The following is a 17,474-nucleotide window of genomic DNA, read 5'->3' as shown; positions in this document are numbered from 1 at the left end:
AATGAACTTCAAAATAGATGATGATAACTACGTTAATTTATTTGGCATTGAGTTAAATACAATTCAACATCTGCTGGTTCAAATCGTTTACCTGTTTTTTGTGTCATTCATTTGGCCTCTATTCACTAAAGGTGGATTTTTCATTGGGTTTGGTATCATTATTTTACCCCTAGGTTTATCAACCTTTGTCTATTCAGAGCTCATTAAAAGCAAACGCCTTTACCGTAGTCTTTTTTACGGTGGTCTTTTAATCACAACCGCAATCTTTTGCTTTTTTATTGAAACCTCTTTTATGGGTTTTCTAATTCATTATGCAGTTTATGCATTTTTTGGATATATTCACATGAAGAAAACGTATCGAAAATGAGACAACTATTCATAACCTTCAGCTTTTTAATGGTATTTCTAATCCCACAAATAGGAAACAGTCAAGCCGAAGACGTATTAAACCACAATAACAGTTTATTCGAACAAGTTGCGCAAATAGCACCGATAAGTATTAATCCCTATACCTCAGTTTTCTTAACCTCAGCATGTTCCAAAGCAGGACTTCACAACGACTATGTAGCAACACATCCCTTTTATAATAATTGGTTTGTATTAGTTTTATTCGGGATTTTATTTCTTTTCACACTTATCGTAAGACCCGTTATGGCTACCAACCAACTCACGGGGACACTTGTAAAGGTCGATAATTGGCTAGAGAATAAAGCCGGTATCGTTATCAATGCATTAGTCATATTACTGCCAGTTTTCATTACCGAAACACCTCATGACAATGAAGTTGTTTACCAAGCTGGATTCATATCCATTACATTCAAAGCCCTACTAATACTCGTTTTATCTACTTACATACTTTTTGTAATTATGACGGTTCGGCTATTTATTGATTTCTTAATTTTCCTTTCGCCAGTGCCATTCATGGATACCGCTTTACAAATCATAAAAATTGTATTTACTGGTTTGCTGGTATTGATAAGCATCATTAGTCCAGTCACATCTGTCATGATTACGGTCATCCTGTTTTTAATATCGCTTATTGTCTTTAGACGTGTTAAACGATTAATAAATCGAGTGACTTATTTTATTATTTATCCTATTTTAAATTTATTCAGAAAAAAAGAACGTTTATTGTTCAGTAATAATGATTTTACGGTTTTAGTTTATGCGAAGAAGAAAACCTCAAAATTCAAAAAAGGAAGTCTCTTAAGATTAATTAAGCGAGACGATAAACTTTTCTTAATCAACAATAGATTCTTTTTTGGGAAAAAAGAAGAAGTCATTCAATTTAGCGATGGAGCTACCTTATCACAGTCCAATTTTCAAACGATAATTTCAGATGAACATGTGCTAATGCTCTTAAATAGATCCTATCATAAATACATCGATGATATCTCAACGCATTTAGGCATTAAAGTATTAGACAAGCTCGAGGAACCATCGAGTCCAAAACATGGTCTTCTAAACCGCATAAAACAGATGTTTAGAAAAGAAGATCTAACACAATTGAAGGACATTTAAGCACCTACATTATGAATATGAATAGATTGTTTTGCTTTGATAAGTTACTATCTCTCTATTAAAAATTTCTAAAATTGTCCACTGTGCCCCCTACTAAATCGTCTTAACTTTAGATTGTTTAAATTTATTATTATGAAAAAATTCTTGATAACTACAGTCACAGTGTTGTTGTGTGCTATCTGGGGCAATGCCCAGGATATCACTCTAGAACCCAAATTGGAAAACATCAAATGGATTGCCGGTACTTGGCACGGTGAAGCTTTTGGAGGTGTCACCGAAGAAATCTGGAGCGAACCTTCAGGAGGTTCTATGATGGCCTCCTTTAAGCTTATCAATGACGGTAAAGTGTCATTTTATGAAATTGAAGTTATCCGCGAAATTGAAAATAGCCTTGTACTCCAACTCAAACATTTTGGAAATGATTTAAAGGGATGGGAAACTAAAGATGAGACTGTTGACTTTCCATTAAAACACATAAGTAAAAACAAAGTTGTTTTTGAAGGCATGGCCTTTGAAAGAGTTTCGGATTCCGAAATGAATGTATACGTTGATATCAAAAAGGACAATAAGGTGGAAACCGTAAAATTCAATTATCATAAAAAAGCTAATACTAAAACCATCAAACAACTTATCAATGTACCATATGCTAAGAAAGCGCCTGTTATTGATGGAGCTAGTAACGAAGCCATTTGGAGAACGGCGGAATGGCTCCCAATAGACCAACTTTGGTTAGGAAACTCTTATTCTCCCGATGATTTTGAAGGCCGATACAAACTCGTTTGGACTGAGAACGCCTTGTATTTACTCGCAGAAATAAAAGATGATGTGCTATTAGACCGTACCAAGGACCCACTCAAGACTTGGTGGGACGATGATTGTTTAGAAATCTTTATTGACGAGGATAATAGTGGTGGTAATCACCAGTACAACCATAACGCCTTTGCGTATCACATCGCTTTAGATGGTAATGTGGTAGATATGTCTACCAAGAAAGAAGGTAAGCTCTATAACTCTCATGTTTTATCCAAGCGTGTTACCGTGAATGATACATCCTTATGGGAAGTTAAAATTTCGCTATTTGATGACAGCTATAGTGATGAGACCAATAATCTACCCATAAAATTGAGTGCCCATAAAAATATCGGTTTTGCTTTGGCCTACTGTGATAACGATAACAGCCAACATCGTGAAAATTTTATTGGCTCCATTGAAGTCGAAGGAGATGATAAAAATCGCGGTTGGATCGATGCCAATATTTTCGGCACACTCCTACTAAAACAATAATAATTGGTAATGATGAAGCATTCTAGAGGCCGCGTAGCAGCACTTAGCGATGGGATTTTTGCATTTGCTTCTACACTGATGGTTGTTGACATTGGGACTACCGTAGATTTAAAGCATATTAATTCACAATTACCACTTTTCATCAGTTTTGGTGTGGCATTTTTTGTGATGATGATGCTTTGGAAAGTCCATTACAATTTCTTTCAACGCACCAAGTATGTAGATAATTGGATTATCAGTGCTAATACCTTGCTTTTATTTACCATTTTATTCTATTTGTTTCCTTTAAAAACCCTAATTAATTCCATTACACAACAAATTGGCATGACCAAAGACGACTTAGCACAATTGTTTATACTTTATGGAGTTGGATTTGTACTTGTATTTGCTGCATATGCTTTTTTGTATTGGAGAGCTTTTAAAAAAGATGATAGAAATCAAAACCCACTAAAGCTCAAGTTTTATTACAAGCACTTTCTGATTTTCGTAACCATCGGAATTATCTCGGTTATACTTTCTGTCTTTCAAATCGGAATGCAAATCGGATTCCCAGGATTTGTCTATGCTTTTCTCGGTCCCATATGCTATTATAATGGAGCTTTGTTCAGAAAGAAACATCCTGACGTATTTCCATAGATATTAACAGTATTTTAGAAGAACAAAAAACTAAAATTGTAACTTTATAACAATTCTTTGTTTATCATAAAATTATAGTTGATGCATGCTAAAAATCTTAAATCTTTAATCCCTGAGCTATTCTTAATGGCCTCTGTCATATACTACTGGACCTTAACCCCAAATCTTTTTAATCCTTTTGCCATTGGATTACTTGGTATTCTTATTTATCAGGTCATTCGTAAGGGAGCAACTCTTGGCCTAATCATTTCTGCCATATTTATTGCATTGACCTTATTTATGGTATTGGCACTGATTTCTGAATTATCCGAATTCGAAGTGGTTAATCAAAACTATAAAAACCTTATCATTTTCGGTTCGCTATATCTGGGAGTCAACCTAATTTTAGGAGGTATTATGTTCGTTAAGTACCTCAAATTAAAAATCAACTAAAACGTGAAACGGAAGTTGTTCATAATATTTGCTTTGGTCTGCACCAATGTCCATCCGCAATTGCTTCAAGACAAGTCCAACTTTACCAGAGCGGATACCTTAAGAGGTAGTATTACCCCAGAGCGCGAATGGTGGGATCTCAACTATTACGATCTCAATATCAAAGTTCAACCCGATAAAAAATATATCTCAGGTTATAACATTATACGTTACAAGGTATTAAAATCGCATGATGTTCTACAGGTTGATTTGCAAGAGCCTTTAGAAGTAGCTGTGTTTTCTCAAGATAATGAAGCATTAGATTATAATAAAATTGGCTCAGCTTATTTTGTTTTTCTCAAAAAGAAGCAGGTCCCAGGAGACTATAACGAATTATATGTGCAATATGCAGGTAAACCCAAAGAGGCTGAACGCGCACCTTGGGATGGTGGCTTTTCTTGGGACAAAGACAAAAATGGAAAACATTTTATTGCAACCTCTTGCCAAGGTTTGGGTGCCAGTGTCTGGTGGCCAAACAAAGACCATATGTATGACGAAGTAGACAGTATGCGCATCGCTATAGATGTTCCCAAAGATTTAATTGCTGTTGCCAATGGTCGACTGCGTGAAACTTACGACTACGAATTTGGAGACTATAAACTATTCGAGTGGTTTGTGAGCAACCCCATTAACAACTATGGCGTTAATGTGAATATTGGGGATTATGTGAATTTCTCCGAGGTCTATAAAGGAGAACAGGGGAATTTAGACATGGATTATTGGGTCTTGTCCTATAATCTAGATAAGGCCAAAATACAATTTAAAGACGCTCCAAAAATGATGAAGGCTTTTGAGCATTGGTTTGGTCCCTATCCTTTTTATGAAGACAGTTTTAAACTGGTCGAAGTGCCTTATTTAGGTATGGAACACCAAAGCTCAATAACATACGGAAATGGTTATCAAAATGGCTATTTAGGCAATGATTTATCAGGAACAGGTTGGGGTTTGAAATTTGATTTTATCATCATTCATGAAGCAGGTCATGAATGGTTTGCCAATAGTATCACCAATAAGGATATTGCCGATATGTGGATTCACGAGAGTTTTACCAATTATTCTGAAAATCTATTTTTAGATTACTATTATGGTAAAGAAGCTTCTGCGGATTATGTAATAGGTTGCAGAAAAAGAATTCAAAATGATAAACCAATTATTGGCCCCTATGATGTTAATAAAGAGGGCTCTGGCGATATGTATTATAAAGGTGCCAATATGCTACACACCTTGCGCCAGCTTATTGGAGATGATGATTTATGGCGACAAATTCTTAGAGGGTTAAATACTGAGTTTTACCACCAAACGGTCACCACCAAGCAGATTGAAGACTATTTGAGTGAAAAGACCAAAAAAAACCTGACCGCTTTTTTTAACCAATACCTAAGGGATGTTCGTATTCCCACACTTGAATATAAGATTGAAAATGCTGAGCTTAAGTTTCGCTATATCGATATTGTCAAAGGTTTTGATATGCCTATTGAAGTGGAACTTAATGGAAAAACCGAATGGCTATTTCCTAGCTCTGAATGGAAGACAAAACCTATTAAAGGAACTGATTTTAAAGTAGATCGCGATTATTATATCTATTCGAAAAAAGTAAATTAATGTGGAAAACACCCCCTAAAGTCCCCTCAAGGGGACAACTTTATAAGTTACTTTGCGACTATTGTCCCCTTGAGGGGACTTTAGGGGTGTAACCGTTATAAACCAGATACATTGTTTCAAATCTAATAAAATTTGCTATGGAATTTCCAGAACTTTATTTTGAACGTGATACCGATTGGTACGATTGGCTATTACAGAACCATGATAAGCATAAAGCCGTGTATCTTATTTTTTACAAGCTGGAGACGGGCATGCCAACCATGCGCTGGGAAGAGGCTGTAAGAGTAGCCCTGTGTTTTGGTTGGATCGACTCTACCGTAAAGAGTTTAGGCAATGGTAAACGCAGACAATACTTCAGCCCTCGCAACCCCAAAAGTTCGTGGAGTGCACTCAATAAAAAATACATCACTGAGCTTGAAGCACAAGGCTTAATTCAAGAGGCAGGTTATAAAATGATTGAGTTGGCCAAAGATACAGGGAAATGGACCGAAATGGATGATGTAGAAAATGGAGTCATTCCCGAAGATCTGCAATTGGCTTTCGACAACAATGAACGTGCTTTTGAAAACTATACGAATTTTGCGAAAGGCTATAGAAAAAGTTATCTGTCCTGGCTTAATAGTGCAAAGCGAGAAGCCACAAGACAAAAACGAATAGAAGAAATCATTAGGCTCTGTAATGCCAATATTAAAACTAGGGGTAATTGGTAATTAAAACATCAGCTTTTTGATGTTGTCCATATACCCTCTGCTCACCCTTACAACATCGCCATTTTTCATAGTCACATCATAGCTTTTTGTGTACTTGTTAAGCTCCTTTACGGCATTGAGATTAATAATTGAGGACCGATGCACCCTTATAAAAATGGCACCATCCAATTTCTCTTCTAAGGTAGAAATCCCGTAATTGCTCACATAGGTCTTAGACGCAGTAACCAACTTGGAATAATCCCCATAGGCTTCGATTCTAATGACATCTTTTAGAGCTACAGTCACTAACTTATTTTGCGTTTGCACCAAAATACGCTCTGGAAATTTTGGCGTATCCATCAACAGGCTCTCAGCAAGAGGCCTTGCTTTATTCTGATCTATATTTTGTTGTAACCTGTCTACAGCAAGCTTAAATCGATCCTTGGTGTAGGGCTTTAGTAAATAATCGACAGCATGGACTTCAAAGGCTTTTAAAGCGTATTGGTCATAGGCTGTAGAAAATATAATTTGTGGTAACTCCTCGAGATGTGTTAATACATCAAAACCTGTCATTCCGGGCATTTGTATATCAAGAAATACCAGATCTGGCTTAAATTCATTGATGATTTTAACGGCATCTACTCCATTGTTAGCCTCGCCTAACAAAATCAATTCAGAATAATCTTCTAAGTATTCTTTTATGAGCTGTCTTCCTGCAGCTTCATCATCTACTATAATGACTTTTCTCATATAGCAAATGAAATTTTTAATCCTTTTGGCATATTATCCGATAGGTTAAGCCGACTCTGATACATTTTTTCCAGTCGCAATTTTGTATTGGTTAAACCTATGCCCTTATCAAAAACAGCCTCTTTATCTTTAACTCCTATACCTGTATCCGAGATCTCAAAATGTAGCTTCTCATTCTTTTTAAATATGTTAATAGAGATTTTACCTCCCTCAATTAAGGATGACAAACCGTGTTTTATAGAATTCTCAATTAAGGGCTGAAGTAGCATTGGTGGAATCATTTCACTCATTAAATGCTTTTCAACACTAACCTCAACCTCCAAACGTTCTTGAAAACGTTCTTTTTCCAAGTCGAGATATTTATTGACAAATTCCAATTCTTCACTTAATGGTACTTTCTCTACCTGAGACGCTTTGAGCTGATAGCGAAACAAATCGGAAAGCTCTGCGATTAAATGTCGTGTCTTTTCATTCTTTGGTGGTACCGATGCACTAATGGTATTGAATATGTTGTATAAAAAATGTGGGTTAAGCTGGGCCTTTAAAGCGGATAATTCACTCTTAAGAGCAACTGTTCGCAGTTCGCCCTCCAAACGTATTTTTTGTTGATTTTCTATATAGTAGTTATAAGAATGAATAATACCAAATTGAAGGGCATAAAACAAGGCGGGTATGTAAATATCCCAGGCACTGGCAGGACCGCGTAAATGTCCGAACCCAACTAATTCGCAAGCAAAGTAATATAACTGTTGCCATATAATAACAAATAATGGTAATAATACAAGATGTAATATTATTTTCTTAGTGTAGGTCCATTTTTTGAGTTTTCTAATCAATAACCACCAAATCGGATAGGTAAGAATAGCCTTTATAATGTAATCCAGTCCAACTGAATTCATAAACTCGGCGAAGTCTAATATGGCTCTTTCTCCTTCATTCCACGATCTGCTATTTACAGTTATCGCGACATGATAAGCAAAAGCCCAAAATAGATAGAAAACAGCAAAAATAGCTAACTCTTCTATCTTAATGCCTAGAAGGCGTTTTTTAAAAAATGGTGTTTTAGTGTCCATAGTTTTGTTTTCGACAAATTTAAAGTTAGCATATTTTTTTATGATACTCTAATCGACGAGTGGGCCTATAGACAGTTAAATGGTCCTTCCCACTCATCGCCTTATAGGGCGACTCGTCATTTACGACGTGTTTCTTTTTGACTTCCTTAAGACATTTGAACCATCAAACCAACTCACCTGCGCTTAGGCTATGGTGAATAAAAATCAAAAAGCGAACATAAATTTTACAACATGAAAACTATTATTCAATTAACAGTATTATTATTATTTACAGCTTTGACTATACAGGGGCAATCCAACCTCTCCGGTCTTGTAGTTGATGAGGAACTACAGCCCGTTTCTGCCGCTATAGTATCCGTTTTAAGCGCAGATAAATCGACCTTTATTAAAGCCGCTGTTACCGAAGATGACGGTAAATTTTTAATCAAGAATTTATCATCAGGAGACTATACATTGATGGTGACAAGTCTAGGCTTTGAAGATTACACCTCCCAAAAATTTACGCACTCAAGCAGTCCTAAGGACTTTGGGGTCATTAAACTAAGTCCTGCCGCCGAAACCCTAGACGAAGTGGTTGTAGAAGCCGAAAAGCCTATGGTGCAGGTCATGGCCGATAAAACTGTTTTTAATGTACAGAACACTATCAATGCAGCTGGGGATTCCGGATTTGAATTGTTGCGAAAAGCCCCCGGGATTATTATAGATAACAACGATAGTATTATTGTTGAAGGCAAAACCGGAGTGCTCATTTATATCGATGATAAACCTTCGGTTTTAAGAGGTGAAGACTTAATCAATTATCTCAAAAGTATACAGTCTAGTGATATAGAAGCTATAGAGATTATTACACAACCCTCTTCAAAATACGATGCTGAAGGCAATGCCGGCATCATCAATATAAAGTTTAAACGCGACAAAAGCCTTGGGACTAATGGTACCGTTGCCTCTGGCATAACTTATGGTGAATTTGCTCGTGTAAACAGCTCGGTATCCTTTAATAGTAGAAGCAAAAAAACCAATTTTTATGGGACATTTAGCAATCGATTCGGAGAAAGTCTAAGCTTTATCAATTTATACAGACAACAAAATAACACCATTTTCGATGCGCGATCAGAAACCATTTCTGACAATATAAATACTAATGCAAGGTTCGGTTTTGACTGGTATGCCGATAAGAAATCGACTTTCGGAGTTATTGTATCCGGCAACTTTTCTAACAATGATTCCTTCGCAAATTCTAGAACACCTATCATCCCTGGAGGCACTACCAATCCAGATCAAGTCTTAGTTGCTGGTAGTGATGTTCAAAGCGATGTATCTAATCTCTATGCAAATATCAACTACGGGTATAAGGGGGATAATGACAGTGCCATTAATGTCGATGTCGATTACGGACGTTACACTAGAGATCGCGAAAACTTCCAACCTAACCAATACTTTAACGGTGACGAAACGCAACTCATTAGCGAGACGATTAATTTTATGGTCACCCCGATAGAGATCGATCTCTTCACTGCTAAAGTTGATTATGAAAAGAAGGTTTTAAAAGGAAAACTGAGCTTTGGAGGTAAGTTCTCAAAAGTTGTAACCGATAACCAATTCGATTTTTATGATCGTATTAATGGCCAGGACATTTTAAGCGAAGAACGCTCTAATGATTTTGAATATGACGAAAACGTCAATGCGTTATACTTTAACTATAGCCGTCAGTTCAAAAAATGGAATCTTCAGTTTGGATTACGTATGGAAAACACGCAATCTGATGGTATTCTAACGAGCTTTCAAGAAGACCAAAATGACCGTGTGAAGCGCAATTACACCGATTGGTTCCCTAGCGGTGGTGTTACTTATCAAATGAATCAGAAGAACTCATTTGCCCTGACATACAGTAGACGTATTCAAAGACCCAATTATGCAAGCTTAAATCCCTTTGAATACAAAATTGATGAATTATCCTTCAGTAAAGGAAATCCATTTCTTCAACCACAATATACGGACAACATAAAACTGTCGCACACCTTTAATTATAGACTTACTACCTCATTGAGTTATAGTTTCGTAAAAGATTTTTTTGCTCGCATTACAGAAGCTGTGGGCGATGATCAAAATTTCTTAATTACCAGAAATGTGGCTAACCAAAAAGTGATTAACCTAGGAGTGAGCTATCCTACAAGCTTTACAAACTGGTGGAGTGTTTATCTAAGTGTTAATGCTTATAGAAGCATCTATGAAGCTACAAATCCCGATTTTAATGAGATTTCGCAAAATACCTTGAGCCTTTATGCGCAAAACACCTTTAAACTTCCGAAAGGGTTTAGAGCGGAGTTATCAGGCTGGTATAGTTCCCCATCGGTTTGGGGTGGCACCTATGAAACCAGTAGCATAGGATCACTAAACATTGCTATACAAAAGCGTTTTTTTGATGATAAGCTTATCGCGCGATTGTCCTTTAATGATATCTTATTTACCTCTCCATGGGAAGGTGTCACAGAATTTGGCAATCTCATTATCAACGGTGATGGTGGCAGTGATAGTCGACAAGTGCGCTTTAACCTGACCTATAATTTTGGCCGCAACGAAATTAAAAAAGCTAGAAAGCGAGACACAGGCCTAGAAGATGAAAAAAACAGAATCAGTGGATAAAAAAAACAACCTTATGAAAGCAACTCTTATAAATACCCTTATTATTATAAATCTGATATGTTTTGGTCTTGTTAGCGGACAAGCCGATAAGAGGGTTAGTTTTAAAACCTCAGAGATTACAACGCACAAAATCTCCAAAGATCAGGACTTTACTTTCGGTTATCTGGAAGTTCCCGAAAATAGGTCTAATCCCAATAGTAACACCATTGAGATTCCTGTTTACATTTTTAAAAGTCGAAACCCTAACCCCCAACCAGATCCTATTATTTATACAGTGGGTGGTCCAGGCTATTCAACAATGCCATCAGCACAATACATGAAGTACTACCAGTACTTAGACGATAGGGATTTTATTCTGGTTGAACAACGCGGTAATTATTATGCAAAACCGCACTTGGACTGTCCAGAATGGGCCGAAGCCCTATTTCAGTCAAACCTTCCTGAGAATTATTCAAAAGATTCTAAAACATTATTCAACAATGCCGCAAAAAAATGTAAGGAACGTTTAGAAAATAAAGGCATTGATTTAAATGGTTATAACACTAACGAAATTGCAGCGGACATCAATGATTTAGTGGAAGCTTTAAATATTGAACAATACAACTTACTGACTGTATCCTACAGTACCAAAATTGCCCAAGTCCTTTTAAGGGATTATCCCGAGCGCATTAGAAGCGTGGTCATGGATTCACCTTTGCCTTTAGAGGTTAATTATGATGAAGAAAGTGTTGGAAATTTATTAGAAACCGTAAAAATTGTTTTAGAGGATTGTGCTCAAGATTCAAATTGCAATAAGCGTTTCCCAAATCTAAAAACACGCTTCTTTAATTACTTAAGAGATAAAACCAAAAATCCACTGAGCCTTAACATTGAAAATCCTAATGATGGAACCATGGAAACCTTTTACTTAGAAGGTTCAGACTTGATTAATATATTTAGTTTATCATCTACAAGTGACATACCAAATATTCCAAGTGAAATTAATAAGATTCTAGAAGGTGATTTAAGTGCAATATCCTCTTATTTGCAATCATTATTAAACCAAACACCTAGAGGTGCCTCAGCTAGAGGAATGCGATTATCGGTTTGGTGTGCTGAAGAGTATCCATTCAATTCCCAAGAAACAATTACTGAGGAAACCAATCGCTATCCCGAAGTTACTGGACTATCCCCTGCTATACCAGAAGCTTCCGTATGTAATATTTGGGGCGTTAAAAGAGTATCAGATATCGAAAACAAAGCTATTAAAACAGACATTCCTGTATTACTAATTAGTGGTGAATATGATGAAGTGACACCTGTAAAATGGGCACAAGGGATGTTGCCAAATTTTAAAAATGGGTATCACATCATTTTTAAAGGTTGGAAACACACCCCAACCACCTATTGGGATAATCCCTGTGGTATGGAAGTCGCTAATAACTTCTTCAAAAATCCTAATACAAAGCCTAGCCCTCAATGTTTTAAAACCATTAAAACACCAAAATTTAAAACCAATTAAATCTTAGAATTATGAAAATTAAAATAAACCTTTTGCTTATAGCTTTCATAACCTGTGCCACTTATGCGCAAAAGACTTACTTAAAAGTCACTAAAAGTAATGACGCATACGACTATGAATTGTATCCGCCAGGCACAAAATTTGAATTAAAGAACAAACATGGGTATATCATATTTAAAAACAGTGATGACCCAGGATCTATCGAAATTACGGAGAAGCACACGCTTTACGTATATCCCTCATGGAAAGATGAACCCACCATTTATAAGCTTACCGAAGGACGTGTTGAGAAACTACTCACTCATAGATTTACTGATTCTAATACCAACATAGACGCAACAAGTGCATCTAGCAACGGGGTTACAGCAACCTCTAAAGTTACCGAGTCCGAAACCATCGAAGGTCAAAAGAACTTAGAATTTACCTTGAGTAATGGCATCACCTTTGCCTATACAGATGGGATATACAGTGCCACCTTGGGAGAAAAGATTCTAAGTATAAAATACAAATACCTTGTATATAGTGATTTGGGAGTCCTTAAACTCAGTTTCAATGCGACTACTGGAAAAGTTTGGTGGGTTTTTGAGCCTACAAAAGAATAATTTATAAAAACACAAGAACAATGAAAACCGAATTAAAATTAAGTCTATTGGTAATTGCAATAATCATTAGCAGCATAGCTAATGCACAAAGCAGATACCTTAAAATAACACTCAGCGAGGAAACATCTGAAAATGTCAGTTTTCCGCCTGGCACTAAGTTTGATCTCAAAAACGGGAACGACGAATTAGTGTACAGTAATGAAGATTCTACCAATGAATTTATCATAACAGAAAAGCATAAGCTCACTGTTTATCCGAATTGGAAAGCAAGTCCAGATGTATTTCACATCACCAATGGTAAGGTGGAACAAATCGATACTAAACGTTTTGGAGTGCGCTCAATGCCAAAAAAGGAAAAGCGCAAATCCAAAACATATATCTACAAAAGCGATAAGTATACTAAGGGTCTTAACATGAAAAAGACGCTAGAGGTCTCTGAGGTCAATCCAGAATTATATAATGCTACTTTTGAGTTTAGCAATGGTATAGTTGCCACTTATAAGGATGGTGAATTCACGGCGAAGTTGGATGGTGAAGCTCTTATTGTTGGTTATAAATATTTCATCTATTCCGAATTCGGGGTCATCAAACTTAGTTTTAGACCTTCAAATGGTGAGACTTGGTGGATTTTTGAACCTGTAAAAGAATAAGCTATAAAAACAACATAACGATGAAAACGATTTTAATTTACGTAACTACATTCCTGGCTCTTATATGCCTCAATCCCGATACTAATAACGATTTATCTGGTAAGTGGACCATTGATTTAAGACCGACACCTGACGCTGACGGGTATTACCAGACGTTTGAAATAACTGATGTAGACGATAAAACTTTCAAAGGTACCTTTTACGGAAGCTCCATTGAAAACGCCCAACTAAACAGAAATTGGGAAAAACTATTCTTTGCATTCACAACTAAAGATAGCACTAATACCTATTACCACTCGGGTTATATGTTGAACGGAAAAATCTATGGGATTTCCTATTGTCCCAATAGAGAATTAACGGCACCTTGGACTGGAATTAAAAAGAAAGATTGAACCTAAACAAGCCCTTCCGAAAAGCCCTTTTCACAGTCATTTCGAGCGTAGTCGAGAAATTTAAAACTCTAGCTCTGAATACATTTCGACTTTAGCCTGTCTTGAGCGAAGTCGAAAGGCTCAATATGACATTTTGATATATTTTATGCTTTTCTAACGGCCCCTTTTTTATAAGCCACTTATATAACTACCATAAGGATCTTTGATCTGTAATCCTTCAGAATAGCGATATTTACTTAACTTCTTATACTGTACCAGTCCCCAAAGCACAAACTCTTTTTCAAAATATACATCCCTAGGATCAATGTCAGGTTGATGTTCCGCTATCAAATTGCTTAGAGGTGTGACTTCATCCAATTGTGCTTGGTATTGCGCATCATTAAAATCGTCTAACAACTCAAAACCTTCACCATTAAAAAACCATGATACGATAGCGTCATAAGGCGTTTCTTCATCTTGCTTCTCTAGCTTTTCAATTTTGGGAAAGTATCTAGGGAATAGGGTTTTTATGGCTTCGTCAATTAAGGTATTGGCCACAAAATCCGCGCCTTCTTGTTCCCCTTCGTAAACCAACTCTACTTTACCAGTAATAGCGGGTATCACACCAATAAAATCGGATAAACGCACAGTGGTGGTATCATCGCCAGATAATAAGGCACGACGCTCAGCTGTACTCAATAGATTCTCAAAAGCTGTAATGCTCATCCGTGCACTTACTCCACTCTTTACATCAACATACTCGCTCTCGCGCGCCTCAAAACTCACTTGTTCTAAAAGCTCCTTGGCCAATTCTGGCACATAAACCGAAGACGTTTGGCGTTGGTCTAATTTTGCTTCCTGAGCTGTTATGGTCTGCGCAATCTCAATATTGGCTGGATAATGCGTTAAAATCTGCGAACCTATTCTATCTTTCAAAGGCGTCACAATACTGCCACGATTGGTATAGTCTTCAGGATTGGCGGTAAAGACAAACTGCATATCCAAGGGTAATCGCAATTTAAATCCTCTAATCTGGATGTCCCCTTCTTGCAAAATGTTGAATAGGGCCACCTGAATCCTCGCTTGTAAATCAGGCAACTCGTTGATTACAAATATGCAACGGTTGGCACGAGGAATCATTCCATAATGAATCACGCGATCATCGGCATAACTCAATTTTAAATTCGCTGCTTTTATGGGATCAACATCACCAATAATATCTGCAACCGTAACATCGGGTGTGGCCAATTTCTCTGCAAAATGTTCATCGCGATGCAACCAAGTAACCGGTGTATCATCTCCTTTTTCGGCGATGAGTTCAACGGCATATCTAGAAATAGGATTTAAAGGGTCATCGTTTATCTCCGAACCTTCAACCACTGGAATATATTCGTCCAAAAGATTAACCATCATACGTGCTAAACGTGTCTTGGCTTGACCTCGAAGCCCCAACAAATTAATATTATGCCTAGACAAAATAGCCCGCTCCAATTCAGGAATCACGGTATGCTCATAGCCATGAATGCCTTCAAAGGTGATCACCTTATTTTTTATATTTTCAATTAAGTTATCCCTCAACTCATCCTTTATGGATTTTGATTGATAACCTGCTTCTTTTAGTTCTCCTAATGTTTTTATGTTCTTCATTTTCTAGCTTTTGGCCATTGGCTTTTAGCTATTAGCAGCAGAAGCTCGATTTATATAAGCTAATGGCTAACTCCTAAAGGCTAACAGCTAATAATTACCCTTTAATTCTTCGTTTTCTATTGTTTTCGTAGTCTTCAAAAATCATTTCACCCAAACCTTTTAATCCCGTATAAAATGCCTTGCCTCTATTGGCCTGCGTAAACTCTCTTATAAATCGCATTAAATAAGGATCCTCAGCAATCATAAAGGTCGTTATAGGGATGTGCAAACGTCGGGCTTGTTGGGCCATGGCATAGCACTTATTGGTGATATACGGATCCAAACCATTACTGTTTTTGTAATACTGCCCATCTGGTAATCGCAAACAACTCGGTTTGCCATCGGTAATCATAAAGATCTGTTTATTGGTATTGCGCTTTCTCCGCAACATATCCATAGCTAATTGCAAACCTGCGACCGTATTGGTATGATAAGGCCCCACTTTTAAATAGGGTAAATCCTTAATTTTTATGGGCCATGCGTCGTTGCCAAACACTAAAATATCTAAACTATCTTTGGGATACCGCGTTGTAATCAATTCCGATAGTGCCATAGCCACTTTTTTCGCGGGTGTGATACGGTCTTCACCATACAGAATCATACTATGGCTGATATCTATCATCAATACCGTACTCATCTGGCTTTTGTGAAGTGTTTCCTCAACGACTAAATCATCTTCGGTCAGATTGAAATCTCCAACGCCATGATTGATTTGGGCATTACGAAGACTCTCTGTGATAGATACTTTTTCTAAAGCATCACCAAACTGGTAGGCTCTAAAATCGCCCGTGTGTTCATCACCTAATCCAACCCCTTTACTTTTATGATTACCCGACCCACTTTTTTTTATTTTACCAAAAATATGGTCTAGGGCTTGCTTTCTTATGGCGCGTTCGGTTTTGGCTGTAATGGTAGTCTTGCCTTTACCTTGGCCATCTCCAGTAGGATCGATTTCTTCGCGTATATAGCCCTTGTTTTTTAGGTCTTCTATAAAATCATCAATGGTATAGTCTGGTGTGGTTAAGTTATACTCGTTATCCAATTGCCTTAACCAGTCGATGGCTTCGTCAAAATCACCGGACGTATAAGTTATGAGCTCCTTGAAAATCTCAAAGAGCTTATCAAATGGTGATTGATGAGGTGCTTCGTAGGTCTTAAATACAAAACCCGATCTATTTATTTTCTCTTTCATCTATGTAAAAATAAGGCTTTTTCGCCTTGCGTTCAAAGTGCACTTATATTCTAACATTTTATTAACTTTACTTAAAAAATTAGAGCTTTATGGCCAAAAAGAGGATTAATTGGAGTACAGAAAAAATAATGAGTACTTCGGCTTTATTTATTAGTGTTATTTCATTGATTGCCTTGCTTTACCAATCATATCTGGCCAGAGAAGATAACAAACTGACACAAAAACAACAGAGCGCCAGTGTTTTACCTTATTTACAATTTGAGAATATCTATAACGTTCGTGCATTTAGCATACATCTTGTCAATAAAGGAGTGGGACCAGCATTTATAAAGCGTGTTTCTTTTTCTATAAATGATAGCATTCAATTTGATAATTCAACAAGTGCTTTATTACACCTTATGAAAGAGAAAGTTAGTAAGGGAGATTCCATAAATTACAGTGGATCTATGACTATTACAAAAAATACCGTAATCCAACCTTCGGAAAACATTCGGGTTTTTGAAGTTTCTTCTAAAAGTAATGGTGATGTCTCAGGGGTTAAAAATTTTAAAAACCATATCAATAAGACACCTCCTTCTTTTTCTATCGTATATGAAGATGTCTATGGTAATCAGTGGGAACTGTCCAATAAAGAAAATAAAAATGACTTTCAATTCTTGACCCCTTCTAAAGTCAATGAATAAATGATGGCTCTATTCTGATTAGTGTATTTAGATGCCCATGCTCCCTTATAATTATTTAAAATGAGACGGTTTTAATTCAAAAAACAAGGTGTTTTACACCTTAACAACACATTAAGATTT

The 17,474-nt window shown here is 36.7% G+C and carries 17 protein-coding genes; 13 read left to right on the top strand and 4 right to left on the bottom strand.

Going from position 1 to position 17,474, the window contains the following annotated elements; translation table 11 throughout:
- The first annotated feature begins 1 nt into the window (after position 1).
- From ACO052_RS10475 to ACO052_RS10445, 7 genes are all read left to right on the top strand, one after another.
- Complete coding sequence (locus ACO052_RS10475; protein ID WP_422107963.1) at positions 2 to 367, top strand: hypothetical protein; 366 nt, start codon at positions 2 to 4, stop codon at positions 365 to 367.
- On the top strand, positions 364 to 1,521 hold the full coding sequence (locus tag ACO052_RS10470; protein WP_422107962.1) for a hypothetical protein: 1,158 nt from the start codon (positions 364 to 366) through the stop codon (positions 1,519 to 1,521). The genes ACO052_RS10475 and ACO052_RS10470 overlap by 4 nt, the downstream gene beginning before the upstream one ends.
- Before the next feature lie 132 nt (positions 1,522 to 1,653).
- Complete coding sequence (locus ACO052_RS10465) at positions 1,654 to 2,805, top strand: DUF6265 family protein (RefSeq protein ID WP_422107961.1); 1,152 nt, start codon at positions 1,654 to 1,656, stop codon at positions 2,803 to 2,805.
- 9 nt (positions 2,806 to 2,814) lie between these two features.
- Positions 2,815 to 3,441: a TMEM175 family protein gene (locus ACO052_RS10460; RefSeq protein WP_422107960.1), complete on the top strand. Its 627-nt coding sequence runs from the start codon at positions 2,815 to 2,817 to the stop codon at positions 3,439 to 3,441.
- 81 nt (positions 3,442 to 3,522) lie between these two features.
- On the top strand, positions 3,523 to 3,873 hold the full coding sequence (locus tag ACO052_RS10455; RefSeq protein ID WP_422107959.1) for a hypothetical protein: 351 nt from the start codon (positions 3,523 to 3,525) through the stop codon (positions 3,871 to 3,873).
- Between the two features lie 3 nt (positions 3,874 to 3,876).
- Positions 3,877 to 5,514, top strand: coding sequence for a M1 family metallopeptidase (locus tag ACO052_RS10450; RefSeq protein ID WP_422107958.1), 1,638 nt, complete (start codon positions 3,877 to 3,879; stop codon positions 5,512 to 5,514).
- 137 nt (positions 5,515 to 5,651) lie between these two features.
- Positions 5,652 to 6,224 (top strand): YdeI/OmpD-associated family protein, encoded by a 573-nt coding sequence (locus tag ACO052_RS10445; protein ID WP_422107957.1) that lies wholly within the window; start codon positions 5,652 to 5,654, stop codon positions 6,222 to 6,224.
- Here ACO052_RS10445 and ACO052_RS10440 read toward each other — a convergent pair whose 3' ends face one another.
- Positions 6,225 to 6,953 carry a LytR/AlgR family response regulator transcription factor gene (locus ACO052_RS10440; protein WP_422107956.1) on the bottom strand — a complete coding sequence of 243 codons (729 nt, stop codon included), beginning with the start codon at positions 6,951 to 6,953 and terminating at the stop codon, positions 6,225 to 6,227. It lies immediately after the preceding gene.
- The gene (locus tag ACO052_RS10435; protein ID WP_422107955.1) at positions 6,950 to 8,026 is read right to left on the bottom strand and encodes a sensor histidine kinase; all 1,077 of its coding nucleotides are present in this window, start codon (positions 8,024 to 8,026) and stop codon (positions 6,950 to 6,952) included. Before ACO052_RS10435 ends, ACO052_RS10440 begins: the two co-directional genes overlap by 4 nt.
- Positions 8,027 to 8,257: 231 nt before the next feature.
- On the opposite strand from ACO052_RS10435, the gene ACO052_RS10430 reads away from it, so the two are divergent.
- Genes ACO052_RS10430 through ACO052_RS10410 form a run of 5 tightly spaced genes read left to right on the top strand, consistent with a single transcriptional unit; the run spans position 8,258 to position 13,814 of the window.
- Positions 8,258 to 10,669, top strand: coding sequence for a TonB-dependent receptor domain-containing protein (locus ACO052_RS10430; RefSeq protein ID WP_422107954.1), 2,412 nt, complete (start codon positions 8,258 to 8,260; stop codon positions 10,667 to 10,669).
- A gap of 13 nt (positions 10,670 to 10,682) precedes the next feature.
- On the top strand, positions 10,683 to 12,170 hold the full coding sequence (locus ACO052_RS10425) for an alpha/beta fold hydrolase (protein ID WP_422107953.1): 1,488 nt from the start codon (positions 10,683 to 10,685) through the stop codon (positions 12,168 to 12,170).
- 11 nt (positions 12,171 to 12,181) lie between these two features.
- Positions 12,182 to 12,772, top strand: a complete 591-nt coding sequence (locus ACO052_RS10420; protein ID WP_422107952.1) for a hypothetical protein — start codon at positions 12,182 to 12,184, stop codon at positions 12,770 to 12,772.
- A gap of 20 nt (positions 12,773 to 12,792) precedes the next feature.
- Positions 12,793 to 13,422 (top strand): hypothetical protein, encoded by a 630-nt coding sequence (locus ACO052_RS10415; protein ID WP_422107951.1) that lies wholly within the window; start codon positions 12,793 to 12,795, stop codon positions 13,420 to 13,422.
- 20 nt (positions 13,423 to 13,442) lie between these two features.
- A complete protein-coding gene (locus tag ACO052_RS10410) occupies positions 13,443 to 13,814 on the top strand; it encodes a hypothetical protein (protein WP_422107950.1) in 372 nt (123 codons plus the stop codon).
- 168 nt (positions 13,815 to 13,982) lie between these two features.
- Here the strand turns inward: ACO052_RS10410 and ACO052_RS10405 are convergent, their stop codons facing one another.
- Entirely contained in the window at positions 13,983 to 15,440 is a 1,458-nt protein-coding gene (locus ACO052_RS10405) for a magnesium chelatase (RefSeq protein ID WP_422107949.1), read from the bottom strand.
- A 94-nt stretch (positions 15,441 to 15,534) separates the two neighbouring features.
- Entirely contained in the window at positions 15,535 to 16,671 is a 1,137-nt protein-coding gene (locus ACO052_RS10400; RefSeq protein WP_422107948.1) for a vWA domain-containing protein, read from the bottom strand.
- Positions 16,672 to 16,760: 89 nt separating this feature from the next.
- Here ACO052_RS10400 and ACO052_RS10395 point away from each other — a divergent pair, with 89 nt between their 5' ends.
- A complete protein-coding gene (locus tag ACO052_RS10395) occupies positions 16,761 to 17,354 on the top strand; it encodes a hypothetical protein (RefSeq protein WP_422107947.1) in 594 nt (197 codons plus the stop codon).
- The last annotated feature ends 120 nt before the right edge of the window (positions 17,355 to 17,474 follow it).

Source organism: Winogradskyella sp., from assembly GCF_965228925.1.
GTDB lineage: Bacteria > Bacteroidota > Bacteroidia > Flavobacteriales > Flavobacteriaceae > Winogradskyella.
This window is presented reverse-complemented; position numbering and strand designations above follow the sequence as displayed.

Coding starts and splice junctions, on each gene's coding strand:
- ACO052_RS10475 (WP_422107963.1), top strand. CDS start 2: ATGAACTTCAAAATAGATGATGATAACTACGTTAATTTATTTGGCATT.
- ACO052_RS10470 (WP_422107962.1), top strand. CDS start 364: ATGAGACAACTATTCATAACCTTCAGCTTTTTAATGGTATTTCTAATC.
- ACO052_RS10465 (WP_422107961.1), top strand. CDS start 1,654: ATGAAAAAATTCTTGATAACTACAGTCACAGTGTTGTTGTGTGCTATC.
- ACO052_RS10460 (WP_422107960.1), top strand. CDS start 2,815: ATGATGAAGCATTCTAGAGGCCGCGTAGCAGCACTTAGCGATGGGATT.
- ACO052_RS10455 (WP_422107959.1), top strand. CDS start 3,523: ATGCATGCTAAAAATCTTAAATCTTTAATCCCTGAGCTATTCTTAATG.
- ACO052_RS10445 (WP_422107957.1), top strand. CDS start 5,652: ATGGAATTTCCAGAACTTTATTTTGAACGTGATACCGATTGGTACGAT.
- ACO052_RS10440 (WP_422107956.1), bottom strand. CDS start 6,953: ATGAGAAAAGTCATTATAGTAGATGATGAAGCTGCAGGAAGACAGCTC.
- ACO052_RS10435 (WP_422107955.1), bottom strand. CDS start 8,026: ATGGACACTAAAACACCATTTTTTAAAAAACGCCTTCTAGGCATTAAG.
- ACO052_RS10430 (WP_422107954.1), top strand. CDS start 8,258: ATGAAAACTATTATTCAATTAACAGTATTATTATTATTTACAGCTTTG.
- ACO052_RS10425 (WP_422107953.1), top strand. CDS start 10,683: ATGAAAGCAACTCTTATAAATACCCTTATTATTATAAATCTGATATGT.
- ACO052_RS10420 (WP_422107952.1), top strand. CDS start 12,182: ATGAAAATTAAAATAAACCTTTTGCTTATAGCTTTCATAACCTGTGCC.
- ACO052_RS10415 (WP_422107951.1), top strand. CDS start 12,793: ATGAAAACCGAATTAAAATTAAGTCTATTGGTAATTGCAATAATCATT.
- ACO052_RS10410 (WP_422107950.1), top strand. CDS start 13,443: ATGAAAACGATTTTAATTTACGTAACTACATTCCTGGCTCTTATATGC.
- ACO052_RS10405 (WP_422107949.1), bottom strand. CDS start 15,440: ATGAAGAACATAAAAACATTAGGAGAACTAAAAGAAGCAGGTTATCAA.
- ACO052_RS10400 (WP_422107948.1), bottom strand. CDS start 16,671: ATGAAAGAGAAAATAAATAGATCGGGTTTTGTATTTAAGACCTACGAA.
- ACO052_RS10395 (WP_422107947.1), top strand. CDS start 16,761: ATGGCCAAAAAGAGGATTAATTGGAGTACAGAAAAAATAATGAGTACT.